This is a genomic window from Candidatus Poriferisodalis sp. (assembly GCF_965262965.1).
In the GTDB taxonomy this organism is placed as follows: Bacteria; Actinomycetota; Acidimicrobiia; order Acidimicrobiales; family Poriferisodalaceae; genus Poriferisodalis.
In genome coordinates this window covers 534848-551407 of sequence record NZ_OZ253573.1, presented here as the reverse complement: position 1 = coordinate 551407, position 16560 = coordinate 534848, and the positions used below count along the sequence as shown (strand labels likewise).

At 65.1% G+C, this 16560-nt stretch carries 13 protein-coding genes, 1 tRNA gene and 3 pseudogenes; 6 read left to right on the top strand and 11 right to left on the bottom strand.

What is annotated here, in order from left to right; all coding sequences use genetic code 11:
- Positions 1-40: 40 nt before the first annotated feature.
- The 4 genes and pseudogenes from ACQY5K_RS02650 to ACQY5K_RS02635 form a co-directional block, all read right to left on the bottom strand.
- Positions 41-1197, bottom strand: a pseudogene (locus ACQY5K_RS02650) (thiolase C-terminal domain-containing protein).
- Positions 1194-1610 carry a Zn-ribbon domain-containing OB-fold protein gene (locus ACQY5K_RS02645; RefSeq protein ID WP_428119808.1) on the bottom strand — a complete coding sequence of 139 codons (417 nt, stop codon included), beginning with the start codon at positions 1608-1610 and terminating at the stop codon, positions 1194-1196. Before ACQY5K_RS02645 ends, ACQY5K_RS02650 begins: the two are co-directional and overlap by 4 nt.
- A gap of 308 nt (positions 1611-1918) precedes the next feature.
- A complete protein-coding gene (locus ACQY5K_RS02640; protein ID WP_428119806.1) occupies positions 1919-2128 on the bottom strand; it encodes a type II toxin-antitoxin system HicA family toxin in 210 nt (69 codons plus the stop codon).
- Positions 2125-2361, bottom strand: a complete 237-nt coding sequence (locus tag ACQY5K_RS02635) for a type II toxin-antitoxin system HicB family antitoxin (protein ID WP_428119804.1) — start codon at positions 2359-2361, stop codon at positions 2125-2127. Before ACQY5K_RS02635 ends, ACQY5K_RS02640 begins: the two co-directional genes overlap by 4 nt.
- Before the next feature lie 703 nt (positions 2362-3064).
- On the opposite strand from ACQY5K_RS02635, the pseudogene avs2 reads away from it, so the two are divergent.
- A pseudogene (gene avs2, locus ACQY5K_RS02630) lies at positions 3065-7237 on the top strand (AVAST type 2 anti-phage system protein Avs2); the annotation flags it as partial.
- A gap of 109 nt (positions 7238-7346) precedes the next feature.
- Positions 7347-8442: pseudogene (locus ACQY5K_RS02625) on the top strand (IS630 family transposase).
- A gap of 83 nt (positions 8443-8525) precedes the next feature.
- On the opposite strand, the gene ACQY5K_RS02620 reads toward ACQY5K_RS02625, so the two are convergent.
- The 3 genes from ACQY5K_RS02620 to ACQY5K_RS02610 all read right to left on the bottom strand — a co-directional run bounded on the left by ACQY5K_RS02620 (position 8526) and on the right by ACQY5K_RS02610 (position 11688).
- Entirely contained in the window at positions 8526-9545 is a 1020-nt protein-coding gene (locus ACQY5K_RS02620; RefSeq protein WP_428122712.1) for an ISL3 family transposase, read from the bottom strand.
- A 16-nt stretch (positions 9546-9561) separates the two neighbouring features.
- A complete protein-coding gene (locus tag ACQY5K_RS02615) occupies positions 9562-9720 on the bottom strand; it encodes a hypothetical protein (protein ID WP_428122860.1) in 159 nt (52 codons plus the stop codon).
- Between the two features lie 81 nt (positions 9721-9801).
- Positions 9802-11688, bottom strand: a complete 1887-nt coding sequence (locus ACQY5K_RS02610) for an ATP-dependent nuclease (RefSeq protein WP_428119802.1) — start codon at positions 11686-11688, stop codon at positions 9802-9804.
- A 101-nt stretch (positions 11689-11789) separates the two neighbouring features.
- Between ACQY5K_RS02610 and ACQY5K_RS02605 the strand changes: the two genes are divergently transcribed.
- Complete coding sequence (locus tag ACQY5K_RS02605) at positions 11790-11999, top strand: hypothetical protein (protein WP_428119800.1); 210 nt, start codon at positions 11790-11792, stop codon at positions 11997-11999.
- A 120-nt stretch (positions 12000-12119) separates the two neighbouring features.
- Here ACQY5K_RS02605 and ACQY5K_RS02600 read toward each other — a convergent pair whose 3' ends face one another.
- Complete coding sequence (locus tag ACQY5K_RS02600; protein ID WP_428119798.1) at positions 12120-13271, bottom strand: tyrosine-type recombinase/integrase; 1152 nt, start codon at positions 13269-13271, stop codon at positions 12120-12122.
- A 137-nt stretch (positions 13272-13408) separates the two neighbouring features.
- Positions 13409-13481: transfer RNA gene (locus ACQY5K_RS02595), tRNA-Ala, on the bottom strand.
- 89 nt (positions 13482-13570) lie between these two features.
- Here ACQY5K_RS02595 and ACQY5K_RS02590 point away from each other — a divergent pair.
- The 3 genes from ACQY5K_RS02590 to ACQY5K_RS02580 all read left to right on the top strand — a co-directional run bounded on the left by ACQY5K_RS02590 (position 13571) and on the right by ACQY5K_RS02580 (position 14344).
- The gene (locus ACQY5K_RS02590) at positions 13571-13966 is read left to right on the top strand and encodes a pyridoxamine 5'-phosphate oxidase family protein (RefSeq protein WP_428119796.1); all 396 of its coding nucleotides are present in this window, start codon (positions 13571-13573) and stop codon (positions 13964-13966) included.
- A gap of 61 nt (positions 13967-14027) precedes the next feature.
- Positions 14028-14180 carry a hypothetical protein gene (locus ACQY5K_RS02585; protein WP_419920106.1) on the top strand — a complete coding sequence of 51 codons (153 nt, stop codon included), beginning with the start codon at positions 14028-14030 and terminating at the stop codon, positions 14178-14180.
- Positions 14177-14344 carry a hypothetical protein gene (locus tag ACQY5K_RS02580; protein WP_428119794.1) on the top strand — a complete coding sequence of 56 codons (168 nt, stop codon included), beginning with the start codon at positions 14177-14179 and terminating at the stop codon, positions 14342-14344. Before ACQY5K_RS02585 ends, ACQY5K_RS02580 begins: the two co-directional genes overlap by 4 nt.
- A gap of 21 nt (positions 14345-14365) precedes the next feature.
- On the opposite strand, the gene ACQY5K_RS02575 is transcribed toward ACQY5K_RS02580, so the two are convergent.
- Together ACQY5K_RS02575 and ACQY5K_RS02570 are read right to left on the bottom strand one after the other, a co-directional pair.
- Positions 14366-15379, bottom strand: coding sequence for an LLM class F420-dependent oxidoreductase (locus ACQY5K_RS02575; RefSeq protein ID WP_428119792.1), 1014 nt, complete (start codon positions 15377-15379; stop codon positions 14366-14368).
- A gap of 73 nt (positions 15380-15452) precedes the next feature.
- Positions 15453-16490, bottom strand: a complete 1038-nt coding sequence (locus ACQY5K_RS02570; RefSeq protein ID WP_428119790.1) for a phosphotransferase family protein — start codon at positions 16488-16490, stop codon at positions 15453-15455.
- Positions 16491-16560: the final 70 nt, after the last annotated feature.

Below are 16560 nucleotides of genomic sequence, written 5' to 3'. Positions count from 1 at the left end.
TGCGAAAACTAGTCCCGCAATGCGGGGTGCAAGCCGTCCGCTAGGAACGCCGGTTGGCGAACACGATTGTGGAGCAGGCGGACCAGAAGCCGCCCCATCCATGTGCAACACTGACTTCGACGTCGGCGACTTGGGCGGGCGCCTCGCCGCGCACCTGGCGGACGGATTCGAGCATGCAGATCATTCCGTAGGCACCGCCGTGGGCATAGCTCATGCCCCCGCCGTTGGTGTTCATCGGCAGTCGGCCGCCGGGCTCGGTGTTTCCGTCCGCGATGAACGCTCCGGCCTCGCCGTGTTCGACGAAGCCGAGCCCTTCGAGGCCGAAGATCGGATTGTGGGCGAAAGCGTCGTAGATCATGAGGTGGTCGACGTCGTCGTGTTCGATGCCGGCGGCCCCGAACGCGGCGCGACCCGAGGTGTGAATGAATTCCGGTCGCATGGGATCCCGGACTCCCGCCGGGCTGAGGAGGCCTCCTTCGAGGGCTCCGCCAGTCCCCAGCACGTACACGGGCGCACCGGGGAAGTCAGGAGCTCGTTCGGACGCGGTGACCACGAGTGCACCCCCCGTGTCCGAGACGAGGCAGCACATCGATCGTCGGAGGGGCCAGGCGATCATCGGCGCGGCCAGGACCTCGTCGACAGTGACTGGGTCCCGCAGCGTGGCCCTGGGGTTCATGGCGGCCCACTTGCGCTGGGCTACGGGCACGGCTGCGAGCTGTTCTTCGGTCAAGCCGAACTCGGCCATGTAGCGAACGATCGGCAATGAGAACAGTGCGGCTGGGGTGCCACCGCCATACAGGGCGTCGAACTGCTGTCCGATGGATCCCGGCGCCATCCCGTCGTTGGTGTTGGTCAGGTGTCGGGTGCTGCGAGCCGACTCGCCGTAGACGATGAGCACCGTGGTGCAGTATCCGGCTGCGATGGCGGCGATTGCGTTGCGTAGTTGGAACATCCACGAACAACCGCGACCACGGTGTTGTCGGCCCAGCTGGGGTAGATGCCGAGTTGCGTCGAGACGTCGGCGACGGGGAAGTAGCCGGTAGTGAGGCCGTCGATGTCCGCGGCGGTGAGCCCGGCATCCGCGAGGGCGTTGGCCGCAGCGTCCAGCGCAAGGCCTGTGGACGAGAAATGCGGGACCCGACCGATGTCGGTCGACTCGGCTGCCCCGACAATGGCGCAGGTGGGACTCACCGTCATCGGGTCGCCTCAGGAGCGAAGCACAGCACATCGGTGTCGGCGAACCGACGGAATGTCGCCCGAAGCGGCATATCGAGGATCAGCGCCTGCGGCGTCTGTTCGCAATCGACGACGGTCGACACCAGCATCGGACCCTCGGCCAGCCTCACCAGTGCAACCGACATCGGCCCGTCGCTGTCCCAACCCGAAGGAGGCCGGTGGTTGATGACGTAGCTGTACAGCGTTGCGTCGCCCGAGGCGGTGATCCACTCGGTGCGGCGCGAGGTGCACGAGGGGCAGCCCGGGCTGGGCGGGAAGTAGGCGCCGCCGCAATCGGTGCAACGTGGCAGACGAAGCTCACCCGACTCGACGCCATCCCAGAACGGTTGGGTTTCCGGCGTTGGCACCGGAATCAGCGGATCCGTCATCGACATCCCTTCGGAGCGCGGCGGCGACCTTACGGGAATGTCCGTCGGTCAGTTGCGCCGCTCCGCTCGACGGCAAATGGCGTCGAGTCATGTGTGCAGGCGAGGGCGAGGCCACAGTGCTGTGCGCCTCTGCTTCGGGTGGAGCTAAGGGAAACGTATAGATACTGATCAGAAGCAATTCGTGCCTCCAGTTCCCTAATAGTTCCCTTCGCGATCTGGACGACTGCCATTTGCGCCCTCCTCGATGACCGGTCATTTGGCCAGTTGGCTGAATCGTTCGGCCAGTGTCGGGACGCGGCCTGCGGGAGCGACGGTCAGGCTTGGTCGAAGGCCGCCTTGTCGAGTTCGAGGTCTCGCATGATCGCCCGGATCGTTCCGTGGCGCAGATCCCGCCCGACCCAGTTGGGGATCGTGGTCCGGGTACCTGTGGCCGGGTTGCGCCAGATCTCGTGCGAGCCTCGCGATTGGCGATTGAACTCGCAGCCGAGTGACTTCAGTTTCCGGGTCAGTTCCCGATACGTCACACCGCGATGACGAGTTCGCCGGCAGCGGCAATGGACTGGGGGAGTTCGTCGCCGTGCTCTTCGTACGATGCGATGAAGTCCGCCGCGACGCCGTCGAGGTTGTGCAGGGCTTCTTCGGCGGTCTCGCCCCACGCACGGCACCCCGGCAGCACAGGCACCTCGGCCAGATACATGTGCTCGGTGTCCTCGGAGGGGGCTTTGAGTGTGTAGGGCAACGTGTAGGTCTTCGGCATCGTTCACGCCCCCAAGGAAGCCGTTTCGCGTACTGGCAAGGGTAGTTCCCCAAGCTGTGCGTTCTCGTGAGGTCACTCCGCACAGAGGAACGAACAATTTCCCGCTGACGGCGACTCTCGCTGCTGGATTCCTGAGAGACCCCGTGGACCGTGCCGGTCCCAATGCCCGGAAGCAGAGTCTCGCACCGGCATTGTGCGGCACTCATGGCGGTGTGGCTTGACTGTGAGCCAGCCATGTCCAGACCTGCGACCGTGGGTCACGGTTGCCGTCTCAGATGAGCTGGGGCGTTTCCGCGTGGACCGAAAGTGTGCCGGGGTAAGTTCAATCGGCCCCGTCCATCGACTTCGAGGTGCCGGGCACATGGGTCTGAATTGATCTGATCTCAGGGCCTTGAACGGTTCTCAGCGAGATGGCTTTGAGGAGTTGTGCAGCCAACTGGCGCGTCTGGAGACACCGGCGGACGCGGAGTTCGTTCGCAAAGGCAGCCCAGACGGTGGTGTGGAGTGCTTCTGCACGCTCGAGGACGACAGAGAATGGGGTTGGCAGGCGAAGTTCTTCCGCGAGTCGCTGGGTGATTCGCAGTGGCGGCAGCTTGATCGATCGGTCGAGGCGGCTTTGGATGCGCACCCGCGGTTGGTCCTGTACTTCGTGTGCGTTCCCCGCGATCGTGCTGACAGCTGTCGCGCAGGCGTCGTAACCGAGATGCAGAAGTGGGAGCGACGGGTCGCCACCTGGGAGAGCTGGGCGCACGAACGACAGAGGGAAGTCGAGTTTGTGTGGTGGGGGTCGTCTGAGCTGACGGGCCTGCTGTCGCAGGACAGTCAGGTGGGCCGTCTTCGCTTTTGGTTTGGCACCGGTGGGCAGTTCAGCCACGAGTGGCTCAATCCGCAGCTGGAGCGGGCTCTCGAGGTGGCGGGGCCTCGGTACACGCCCGAGGTTCATGTCGATGTCCCGATCGCCGGGGACTTCGAGGCGTTCGGCCGCACCGCAGCTGCGGCGGCACGGGTGCGCGAACTTGCCAAGAACGTCCGTCTGGCGCCGTCCTACACGCTGCGGCGGCTCGCAGGCGAAGAAGCATCCGACGCCATCGCGGGGCTCGATGATGCTGTCGAGTCGGTCGACACCGTCGTTGCCGAGCTCTATGGCATGCGCTGTGCCGCGCATCAGCAGTGGCCGCTGTCGGGGATTGTCTCGACCATCGACGAAGTCGACGCGTGCCTGTCCGAGTCCCTCACGTCGCTGCTCGAGAAGGCGGACGCTCTCGACGAGCACGACCAGACCGAAGACGTCGAGCGCCGGCGGCAGTCGAACCCGTATAGGGATGCTGTCAGTGAGGTGCGTGCTGTGCGACAGGCCCTGTGGGACGCATCGGCAACGCTGATGGGGCTTGAACGGGTTGTCAACAGCGACCTGTTGATCGTCAAGGGCCAAGCCGGGTCCGGCAAGACACACCTGTTGTGCGACATCGCGCGGAGGCGGCTGGCCGAGGGGTCTCCGACCATTGTGCTGATGGGCCAGCAGTTCACGACGACTGAGCTCCCGTGGCTGCAGGCACGCGCTCAGCTCGACCTGACAGACCTCTCCGCGGAACAGTTCGTGGGCGCCGTGGAGGCCACGGCGCAGGCTGCCGACGTCAGGGCGCTGTTCATGATCGACGCGATCAATGAGGGAGAAGGCCACGCGATCTGGCCGCCGCATCTCGCCGACCTTCTTTCCCGTCTGAGAGCTTCTCCGTGGATCGGTGTCGTCTTGTCGGTTCGTTCGCCGTTCATCGACCACGTCGTCCCGGATTCGGTCAGGAGCACAGCTCACGAGGTGACACATCGAGGTTTCGCTGATGAGCCCTACGCCGCCGTCGAGCGATTCTGCGAGCACTACAGATTGGATTTCCCGGCGACGCCCCTGCTGCGACCTGAATTCGGCAACCCGCTGTTCCTCAAGACGCTCTGCGAGGGTCTGCACAACCGCGGCGAACGCATCATCCCGGTCGGAACTGAGGGCGTCACCACAGTCTTTGGCAGGCACCTGAACGCGATCGAAGCAATGATCGCTGACAAGCTGGACTACGACCCCCGCGATCGCATCGTCGCCCGCGCACTCGACGCTGTGGCTTCAGAGCTTGCCGGGCGTGCAGTTCGCTGGCTCTCGAGGCGCAAGGCCCGGGAACTTGTCGATCCGCTGGCACCGAGCAGCGGCTATCGGCTTTCGCTGTATCGAGCGCTCGTCGACGCCGGGTTGTTGTTGGAGAGCCCGGGGTCTGACCGCGAAGACGACTGGAGCGTCTCGTTCGGTTATGAGTGGTTCGCTGACCATCTGATCGCCAAGCACCTCATTGAGCGATGCGGCGACGCCGCAGGGCTGGCCGCCGCGTTGACAGGTGGGAAGGCCGGGAGCAGAGTCGAGGGCTGGGAGCTTTGGAACGCGCCCCTTGAGGCGTTGAGCATCTTGCTGCCGGAGCTGCGCGGAGTCGAGCTGCCATCAGCACTCTCGAGTCACGGCACAGACCCCGAAGTCAGGCGCGCTTTCTTGAGCGGGCTGCCATGGCGAGACCCGGCTCGAATCGGATCGGACTGCCGGGCGCTGGTCGTCGATTTGCTGGGTACGGCATTCCGCCGGGGCACCGAGGAGGCCTTCGACGCACTCATGGCATGCGCTGTCGTGCCTCATCATCCCCTCGGAGCGATATTCGACGAGCATCTGCGAAACCTCGAGATGCCTGACCGCGACGCCGTCTGGTCCCACTACCTGCATCGGGCATATGGTCGAGAGGGACCGCTGGACCGCCTCCTCGACTGGACAGAGAAGCACCCCGAACGCGTCACCGCGCTAGACGACGAGGCCGCAGAGGCATGTGCTGTCGTGTTGGCGTGGTGTCTGACGGCCTCGCATCGCTTCGTCCGCGATCGCGCAACGAAAGGCCTCGTAGCGGTATTGACCGACAAGATCGCGCTGTCGTGCGATCTTGTCGAGCGCTTTGACGATGTGGACGATCCCTACGTGCGAGAGCGGGTCATGGCAGCCGCGTACGGCGTGGCGATGCGCATAATCGACGCCCAAGCGCTCGCCCCGCTGGCTGAGGCCGTGTATCGGTTGATATTTGCCGACGGCAGGCCTCCGGCCCACATCCTGTTGCGGGACTACGCGCGCGGGGTCATCGAACGCGCACAGTGCCTCGATGCCAGCATCGACGTGGAGAGCAGCCTTGTCGTGCCGCCATACGGCAGCGATTGGCCCCACATCCCAGACGACAGCGAGATGGAGAGGCTCGATCCCCCCCTCCGCCAAGATCAGCCGGAACTGACGAACACGGAGAGGGTGCACCGACGCATCGCCTTCTCGGCGATGCGCTGGGATTTCGCCCGCTACGTGATCGGCACCAACTCGGCATCGCGCCATTGGCTGACCGTGCCGATCACAGAGTCCCCCTGGCAGTCACCCGAACAGCGCGCCGAAGCGTTCAGGCGGGTCCTCGACCCCGACCTGAACGAGATGTTCGAATCCCTGTGGAGACCCAGTCGCACCCGCACCAGCGAGGCCTACCTGGCGGCCCTCAGCGCTCTGCTCCACGCCGAATTCGACGATGCCGAAGAGCCGATTTTCCCGTTCACGGTTGAAGAGCCCGATCTCGATCCCGATCCCGAGGAGCGGTTCCTCGCAGCCCTCAGCGACGAGCAGCAGACCGCATACCAACAGATCAAGGCCGCTCGCGACGCTCCTGAACCGCGGTTGAGTCTCGAGGTCATCCAGCGCTACGTGCTATGGAGGGCATTCGACCTGGGGTGGACCATCGAACGCTTCGGCGACCTCGACTGGCGCATCTCCAGCTCGAACAGCAATGCCAGCCGCGGCACCCGCAAGCCCGAACGCATCGGCAAGAAATACCAATGGATCGGATACCACGAGATCCTGGCGCACATATCGGACCGCTACCAGTACCGGGCTCGCTACGACGACGAAGCACCCGCACACGAATACAGCGGAGCGTGGCAACTCTCGGTTCGCGACATCGACCCCTCCGCCATCGTCGCGCCCGCAACAGCATCCCGCGAACGGTCTGGGACCGCTAGCAGATGGTGGCGCCACGACGCGCCGATCGCTTCCCCCGATGACACCGACGACATGCTGTGGCTGCGCCGCGAGGCCGACATTCCAGACCGCAACCAGCAGCTGCGCTTCATCGACCCCGACAGCGGCAGCACATGGATCAAGCTCCAAGGCATGGATGTCTGGCAGTCATCGCCTCCGACGGGCTACGACCCTCACGAGGTCGACCAGCGCGAGATCTGGCTGTACGCGTGCGGCTATCTCATCGACACCTCCGACGTCGAAGACTTCATCGCCTGGTCCCGAGAGGTGGACTATTCGGGTCGCTGGATGCCAGAACCGCCACGGAGCCATGAGCTGTTCTTCGGAGAACTCGGATGGAGCACCGCATCCCGAGCGCTTCTCGGCGACCACCTGGGAGCCCAGCAGCCAGAGCCCCGTGACGGTCCGCAATGCCCAATAGCGCTGCAATCAGCCGCATTCGAATGCAGCGCCAACGGCGGCGAATACGACTGTTCATTGGCCCACGGCGCTGAGTTCTACCGGCCCAGCCCCCGAATAGCCGACGCCCTCGGGCTGCGATGGACCGGCTACGGAGCAGACTTCGTGCATGCGGACGGGACGCTCGCGGCGTTCGATTCATCGGCCCACGACAACAGCCATGGTGTGCTGCTCATGCGCGAAGACAGTCTCGCGAGCTTTCTCAACGAGACGCAATCAGCGCTCGTGTGGGCCACGATCGGCGAGAAGCAAGCCATCAGGCCCCGACACCGCCGGGATCCGTGGGCAGGATTCCTGCGGATCACCGACGCGGCCGTCTATGACGGCGGGCGCCTGCGGGGACATCGCACGACGCGCCTAGTGTCTTGTTTGGCTAGTTCGGCGCGTTATCATGGTGGGGCGGCAGCGTGGCTGCGGCAGGCGATGATCGGAGGCGGACATGGGTGCACGGCGGGGACGGCCGACGGTCGCGATCGTGCTGGACGGCGAGGAACGCGAGACGCTCGAGCGGTGGGCGCGGCGGCCCAAGTCGTCCCAGGCGCTGGCGCTGCGGTGCCGCATCGTGCTGGGCGCGGCCGAGGGCCGCCCCAACAAGGAGATCGCTGCGGGGCTGGGGTGCCATCCCGCGACGGTGTCCAAGTGGCGCCGCCGGTTCGCCGAGCGCCGCCTCGACGGGCTCTGCGACGACCCGCGGCCGGGCCCGCCGCGCACCATCGACGACGCCGCCGTCGAGAGGGTGATCGTGCTCACCCTGGAGAGCACGCCGGCGGACGCGACGCACTGGTCGGTGCGGTCGATGGCCAAAGCGGCGGGCATCTCGCCGTCGTCGGTGCATGCCATCTGGCAGGCGTTCGGGCTCAAGCCCCACCTCGCCGAGGAGTCCGAGCTGTCCCCGGACCCGCAGTTCATCGACAAGGTCCGCGACGTGGCCGGGCTGTACCTGAACCCCCCCGAGGCCGCGGTGGTGCTGTGCGTGGACGAAAAGACCCAGATACAGGCACTGGACCGCACCGCCCCCGATCCTGCCGCTGATGCCCGGCACACCCCAGAGGCGCACCCACGACTACCGCCGCCACGGCACCACCGACCTGTTCGCGGCCCTCGACACCGCCTCGGGCAAGGTCATCACCTCGATGACGCCGCGGCACCGCGCCGAGGAGTTCCGCAAGTTCTTGAACCTCATCGACAAAGAGATCCCGCAGCACCTCGACGTGCACATCGTGCTCGACAACGTCTCCACCCACAAAACGCCCTCCATCAAGCGCTGGCTGCTGCGCCACCCCCGCTTCAAGCTCCACTTCACCCCCACCTACAGCTCCTGGATGAACCTCGTCGAGCGCTGGTTCTCCGAGCTGACCACCAAATGGCTCCGCCGCGGCACCCACACCAGCGTCACAGACCTCAAAGACTCCATCAACGCCTGGGTCGACAACTGGAACAACGACCCCAAACCCTTCATATGGCGCAAGACCGCCGACGAGATACTCGACAGCCTCGCCACATATATCCAACGAATTCCCCAAACAGGACACTAGGTGCGTGGTCGGCTTTGAGCGGCCGAGGAATAAATAGAGCCTTCGTCTTTTGTTGGGATTCGGGCTGCTGGGTTCGGCGGGGTTCATGTTAGGAGGAGTCCGCGGGCTTCGAAGTTGGCGTAGTTGGTGAAGCCGTGGGCTCGGCGTCGCAGGACTTGGAGCAGGTTGTTGGTGCGGTCGATTCGGCCGTTGGGGGGCCGCCCCGTTCGGTGCCAGTCGAGGATCTGGGCATGCCAGGCCAAGAAGGCGTCGACGGTGTCGCTGAACTCGGGGATCAGCCCGGTGGCGTAGATGTCGGCGAAGCGGTCGAGCGCTGCCATCGCGCCTTTGTGGTCGTCGGCGAGATAGAGGCCGTGCAGTTCGCCGAGCGCGTCCCGGGCTGGGTTGAGCCGTGGGTGGGCGGCGAACAGGACGTCAAGGCGGGCCTGGTCGGCGGCGTCGAGCTTGTCGGGTCTGCGCATCAGCAGGAATCTCGCCCGGAACACGTCGCGGTCGAAAGCGGGCTTGGAGCCTTCGGGGCGGCGCTGGACGTCTCGGCGGACCGCGGTGAGCCCTGCTTGGAACCATCTGATGACCCGGTACCGGTCCAGGACGTGGCGGGCGTGGCCGAGCCGCGCGTCGATCGCTGCTTTGTACGCCGCCGAGCCGTCGCAGACGACGACCTTCACGGCTTTGCACCATCGGGGCCCTTGGGCGGCCAGGAACGCGCTGAGCGCCTGGGCGTCGCGGTGGGGCACCATGGCGAGCACCTCGCCGGTGTCGCCGTTGACGATCACCGTCACGCAGCGGTGCCGCTTGCGGATCGAGGTCCCCTCCACCCCCAGCACCCGGCATCTTTGCCGGCGGCGGTGCTCGCCGACCAGCCCCGCCCATGCGACCACCAGCGCGTTCACCAGCTTCCAGCTCACCTGGTGGCGTTTGGCTGCCGCGTTGACCGTCATCGCACGGGCGTCTTTGACCAGCCGGCGCGCCAGACGCGCCGTGACGCGGCCCTCGAACCCCTGATGGCCCTCACTGAAACGGCTGCCGCACGGCTCGCACACCAGCCGCCGCCGCTCCCAGATCAGCGTCACCGGCCGCCCCGACACCTCCAAGTCGCGGATCTTGTTGTCCCCGCGGTCATGAACCTTCCCGCCCGGGGACCCCGCAATCGGGGCATCTGGGGCGGCGCACCGTCGAGCACACCCGCACCACCAGCTCCTCCGGCGCGTCGACGACGACCCCCTCCACTTTGATGCGCCACAGCCACAGCCGCACCGACATAACATCACTCGCCATCGAGGCCCTCCAGGGTTCGGCGTCTCCAAACACCGATCCCCCCAGGGCCTCGACCCCTACAAACGGACCCTCAACCCAACCTCATCCCAACAAAAGACGAAGGGCCAATAAATAGCGGTACCACCGCATCTCCTCGCCCCACTCGATGCCCTGTTCGGACGACTCGTAGAATTCAGCACTTCCGTTCGCCCCGAGAACGGCATCGAAAGCCGGCGTGGCTTGCGGCCCGGTTTGATCTTCCTCGGTCTGCTTGTACGCGTCGGGGAACGCGTTCAGCATGCTCATGTCCAGGTCGAGCGGCGAGCAGAACACCGCACCCTCTTCTTGGAGGGCCGCGACCACCGCTGCAAAGTCGTCTTCGCCGAGGTCTCCGAGGTCCTCGGCGTTCTCGAATCGGTCGAGACCGACGAGCGCCTGGATGCCGACCGCTTCAAGTTCGCGGCACGTCGTCTGAAGCCGTCCCGCGCCGCCGCCCCACCGGCCACGGTCGAGATCCAGAAGCGTCACATGGGGGACCCCCAGTCCGCGCAGGAGCCTCCAGAAGTGTCCGACGTGGCGCCCGCCGAGGGGCACCACTGCTACGAAGGATTGGTCGATCGAGGTGCCCGTAGCCTGAGCCAGCCTCGGTATGACGACCTGTTCGGAACTCCCCTCTCCTAGGACGACGAACTTGGCGAAATACAGCTCCGGGTACGCCTGCACTGCTTCACGAACGTAGGTCGCCGCGGTATCGGCGCTGGCAGGCAGCTTGAGACAGTTGACCTCGGCGGTGAGGGATTCCGCGTCGAGCCGGAAGTGGCGCACAGCGCGCGGATCGACCCGACCCAGAACGCTCGCTGACTGGCTCGACACCAGCGCTTGTGCCCGCGCGCCTGCGCCGATGTCGAGCATTTGGGAAACGATGCGCGACAAGAAGTAAGGCGAGAGGCTGTTCTCGGGTTCCTCCACAACGAGCAAAGTGAGGGACGGCAATCGCACAGCGTCGGAGTCGAACTCTTCCACGTGGCCGCCGGAGGCGATCGTGCTCTCGATGTCGATCGTCGCAGCGGTCAGGGCAATGTGCAGTAGCGAGCGCTGACCGTCGCTGAGCTGGTCCGCGGTCCGCTCGCGGCCGGACTCGCCCGGATCGAACACCAGCCGAGACTTGTTGACGAGCTGCGCGAGATCACGATCATTCGGGCGAAACGTCGGCTGGGCATCGAACTCTCCGCGGTGCAGGTGATTCCAACGTTCGCTTAGCGCTCCTTCGACTGCCTTCACGACGGGCTCGGCGCGGAATCGATCGCTGACCTTGGCGGCGGCTTTGTCGACGACGGCCCGGAACTTCTCGGTCCACTGTCCTGCTTGCCACAGCCGGGATTTCAGGAATGCCGTGAGATGGCGTGCGCCGTCGCGAGACGCCGGCACATAGACCATCTGTATTCGGCTCCGATCCATTGCCCGTAACGGGCTGCAGTCGTCGTCGCCATAATCGCTGTCCAATGTGCGGATCACCCGCAGCGTCTCGGTCACAGTCCCGTCCACCGAGCCGTCGTTGGTCCATTCGGCGTCGAGGCGGAATCTGCACTTCAGTTGCCCTTCCCCGTTCGCCGCCATATGTCGAAAGAATTCCGCCACGGTCGCCGACCCTCCCCCGAGGGGATCGGGTTCAGCGACATCGTCCACCTCCTCTCCGGCACCTGCTGCACCGCCGACACTGTCGAGCTCAGGGAAGGCGATCACCGCCTCAATCCATAGCTTCCTCGTAGGCGGCGGCTTGGTTTCGTCGATCGGAACGTGAAAGTCCTCGCGCACTACCTGACGCTCGGCGCGAGAAACCCCGAACATGCGGCCGAACGCGGCGAACACGGCGGTCTTGCCCGTGCCGTTGGCGCCGACGAAAGCAGTGAACGCCGCATCAAGCTCAATGGTGCTCGCATCAGCGGCGAAGCAGCGGAAACTCGACAGCGTGACTCGTTCAATGTGCATGCGAAGGGTCTCCGTTCTCCCCACGGCGCGGCAGGCGAGCCTATGCGTCGGGCGGCAGTCGCCAACCGAACAGGTGTGCGGACCCAGCAGACGCTCAGCGGATGGCCTCGATTGCCGACATGGCGCACCAGGTCGCCGGTCGCTGCTCAGCGGCGGAGGCGTGCCCTGTGGCCGCATTGGAGGCCGATCTGCCGATTCCGGCCGCCGGTCGCGTCACCTCTCCGCCGCGACTGCGAGCGCCACCCCCACCGGCGCTGCCAGCCCAATACCGTGACATGCATGTCGGTTTGCGTGAGGTTGTGAGCGCATGATTGGAGTGGGCCGCCGCCTCGGCTCGCCCGCCGCGACAGGAAGACGATCAACATCAGCGGCAGTACGTCAGGATCTGATCGACTACCAGCGGTCCGTTGTGCGGCGATTAAATGGATGTCTCATGGTGCAACAAAGTCAGCCCAGTCCTGCATGAGCTCGCGGCGCTGGTCGAACAGGTCCGACCGGACGTAGGCGGCTTCGACACTGTTGCCCACGACGTGGGCTAGGGCGGCTTCACCGACAGCCCACGGTGTCGCGGTCTGTTCGATGCACCAGGTCTTGAACGCTGATCGGAAGCCGTGGACTGTTGTGTCCATGTCGTAGGTGCGCAGCAGCTTGAGCAGCGCCTGCCAGCTCAGGGGTTCACCTCGGCGAAGTGGGCTGGGGAAGATAAGGCCGCTGCCGTCTTCGAGGGCCCTGGCAGATTGGAGGGTGCTGAGTGCTTGGCGGCTGAGCGGCACGCGGTGCTCTCCATTCGCCTTCATGCGTTCGGCGGGAATTGTCCAAGTGGCGTTCGCTGCATCGATTTCGAACCAGCGGGCTCCTCGTGCCTCGCCAGATCGAACTGCGGTCAGGACCAAGAAACGGAGGCACAGCTTCGATGCTTCGCTCGCACGAGACTGTGCGATCTTGTTGACGGCTGCCGGCACCTCTGAGTAGGGGAGTGCTCGCTGATGGTTCTTGACCTTGGGCATTGACGGGAGAGCGCCGTCGATGGCTTCGCCGGCGGGATTGGTGTCAACCCATCCGTGCGCCATGCCGAACTGCATGACCTTGCGGATCCGCTGTCGCACGCGCCGTGCCGTCTCCGGCTTTGTGGTCCAGATCGGGGAGAGTACGGCGATGACGTCGCTTCGTTCGATGCGCTGCATTGGAACGTTGCCGACTCGGTCGAATGCGTAGCGCTCGAGGCTGGCGAGCCATTCGTTAGCGGCGTGCTTGTTGCGCCACCGAGGCAGGTTCATCTCGTGGACGACCTTGGCGGCGACCGCAAACGTTGGGGCATCGCTGGTGCGTTCGGCGCCTGTCGGATCGTTACCTTGGATGGCGTCAGCGCGCATCTCCGCCGCCCGCAGTCGGGCATCGGCGAGGCTGACGCCTGGGTAGCCGCCGATGCCGATGTCGCGTTGCTTGCCGTCGACGGTCAAGCGCACGACCCATGATCGGGTGCCGCTGGGCTTGACGACGAGCGTGAGTCCGTCCCCGTCCGCGTGCTTGCCAGGCGGCGCGTGTTGGACTGTCTTGGCGGTGAGGCGCTTGGAGCGTCGCACGAGTTCCCTTTTCCGGTTCCCTTTTTCTAGGGAACTGACGCTATGGCATGGGAACTGCCGAAGCAAGCAACTTGCCAGAAATGGTCTTTGACCTGCGGTTTTGGGATCTTCTGGGAATCCCTGGCAAGTTCTTCGGGTGGAGCTAAGGGGAATTGAACCCCTGACCTCTTCCATGCCATGGAAGCGCTCTACCAACTGAGCTATAGCCCCGAGGCCCCACGACGATACCAGCGCGCTGGCGAACTTCGAAGGAGTCGGCGAGGTGCGCCAGGAACCGCTGCGGGCGTAACGTCGGAGGTATGAGCATCCCCGTGGAACCGGCCGACATCGGCAATCAGATGGAGCGTTTCGGCGCAGATGCATACGTGCTGACGGTGCGTGACGATGCCACACCGCACATCGCTCACCTAGTGATGCGCCTCGATGGCGACGTACTGCGTTGCGGCGCCAGCCGATCCGCAGCCGCCGACGTGGCCGAACGACCGAACATCTCGGTGCTGTGGCCACCGTATGAACCGGGGGGTTACTCGATGATCGTCGACGCCGTGGCCCGCACTGTGGACGGTGCCGACGGGCCCGAATTGGAGCTTCGCCCGACTTCGGGCGTCCTGCATCGGCCTGCAACACCGGCAACACCGCCGAGCAACAGCGGGTGCGCCTCCGACTGCGCTCCGCTCAGCTCCACCGATTCCTGATCGGCACGCTGCTGCGACCGGCCAGTCGTTACGTGCCGTCGTCGAAGAAGGTCTGCGTCTGGTGTTGGAGAAGCCCCCTCAAACCGGGTACCAGATGCCCGACCTGCGCGTCGGAAACCCGGATGACCCGTTCCCACTCGAGAACTACACGTGGCCGGAGCTGTGGGAACTCATCTACGGCGAGCGGGGCGGCGAACGGAGCCTTGCAGAGTGATCGCTGTAGACACGAACATCCTCATTCACGTTCGCGGTCCCATGGTCCACGATGCCAAGGTCGCGGCGATCTGCGTGGCCAATGGCGTCGAAGCGTTGCTGACCTGCGACCGTGACTTCTCGATGTTCCCCCAGCTCGTGACGAGGAATCCGCTCGTCGCTTGAGCCGCTTCGAGTGAGCTGGCGCTAGCTCTTCAGGTCGTTGAAGATCGTTTGCCAGCGGCTGCGATCGCCACTGTAGGGGGCGTAGAAGCTGACGCGGTCGACGACGTCGTCGAAGCGGCGCTTGAGCTCTGCGGCCACGGCTTCGGGCTCTGCGACCACGGCGAATGCGTCAAGGATGTCGTCATCGACGAGTTCGCCCATTTCGGTCCAGCGGCCTTCCTTGGACATCGAGTTGAGCTCGGTCTGCATCTCGCCCCAGCCGTGGCAGTCGAGAACTGGGCGATACGCCGGAGTGGAGCCGTAGAACGCGACCTGTTGCTTGGTGGCTTGTTTGGCCTTGTCCATTTCTTCTTCGGTGTTGCCGGTCACGATGAACGACGGGCCCGAGATGGTTATCTCGTCCATCGAACGATCCGCTCGGGCTGCACCACGCTCCAAGGCGGGAATCGTCTCTTCACGCAGGTACTTCTCGGTGGTGAAGCCGTGGCAGAGGAACATGTCGCACGTCTCACCGGCCACCTCGGTCATCAGCGGGCCGACGCCTGCGAGCGCAACGCGTGGCGCACCGTAGGGGTTGACGCCGGGATGGAAGAAGGGCGTCATCAGCGTGTGCTGGTAGAAGTCGCCGCGGAAGTCCAGCTTCTCTCCGGTGTTCCACGAGTTCCAGATGGCTTTGGTTGCCAGGATCATTTCGCGCATGCGCGCTGCGGGCTTGGACCATTCCATCGAGAAGCGGCGAGTGATGTGCGGCCGGATCTGGCTGCCGAGTCCCAGAATGAACCGCCCTCCCGACAGCAGCTGGATGTCGTTGGCGCTGTAGGCCAGCGACATTGGGTTGCGAGCGAAGCCCACCACGATGCTGGTGCCCAGCTCGACCGTTTCGGTGGCGTGCGCCATGAGCGGGAGCATGGTGAACGCATCGTGACTGGTCTCGGGAACCCACAGGCCGTCGTAGCCCAGTTCCTCCTGCTCGCGACAGGACTCCATGAGTCCTTCGAAGCCGCTGCTCGTGCCGAATCCGCCGTCAACCTTCATGGCCCCGACGCTATCGCTCGTCTGCCGATTGCGCAGCGGCTCGCCGGGGTCAGCGCCGGCCCGTCGTGCTGCGTCAGCAGGTCGCCAACACCTCTTCGGCGCGTTCAGCCAAAGACACGACACTGCGAGGGAAAAGATCGACCTCGGGGGGAATCTGCGGGTTGGCGCCGCCGACATAGCGGGCGTGGACGCCCTCGAGGATGCAGGCAAGCCGCCAGCTGGCGAATGCGAAGTGCCATCGAATCGAAGAGATGTCGCGCCCGGTCGCCGAGACGTATGCGCTCACCAGTTCGTCGCGGGTCCAAAAACCCTCGGCCGTGGTGGCATCGTGGCCCAGCGGGGTGAACGAGTCGCCGGGCTCCACCCAATACCCGAGCAGGAAGCCCAGATCCGCTAGCGGGTCGCCCAGGGTGGCAATTTCCCAGTCCAGCACCGCAGCCACATCACCGGCATCAGTGACGAGGCAGTTGTCGAGCCGGTAGTCACCGTGGACGAGTGTGGCGTCGCGCTGCGGTGGGATCGTCGCGACGAGTGCGTCGTGAACGCGTTCGATAATCGGCAGCTCGCGCATCGTCATGGCGTTGAACTGGCGCTGCCACACATGTAGTTGGCGGGCGACGTAGTCCTGCGAGCGCCCGAGATCACAGAGCCCTGTCGCATCGAGGTCGGTGGCGTGGATCGCGGCGAGGCATTCGACCAGTCGAGAACACAGCGCGCCGCGGGCGGCAGGGCGTACGGCCGCGGCGTCCGCGTGTGTCCGCAGCACACTGCCGTCAATGAACTCGGTCACATAGAAGTCGGCGCCGTTGACTGCCGCGTCTTCGCACAGTCCGACGACCGGAGGGGTCGGGACGTCGGTTTCGGCCAGGCTCGCCAGCAGCCGGTGCTCACGCACCATGTCATGCGCTCCGGCCAGCAAGTGGGAGAGCGGAGGCCTGCGAAGCACCCAGCGGCGACCGGCAGCGTCGGTGACGCGGTAGGTCAGGTTTGAGTGTCCGCCCGCGATCAGCGCGAAGTGGAGTGGCTCGGAGAGCTCGGCACGTTCGGCCAGCCACGACGTGACTGCATCGGCGTCGATCCCAGCGACATCGTGCGCATCGCCCTCGGTCAATGGCCATCCTCCCGGGAGGCGGAACCGGCTGAGGCTACATCTGCGCGCTCCATCATGGCCGCGGCGCTGT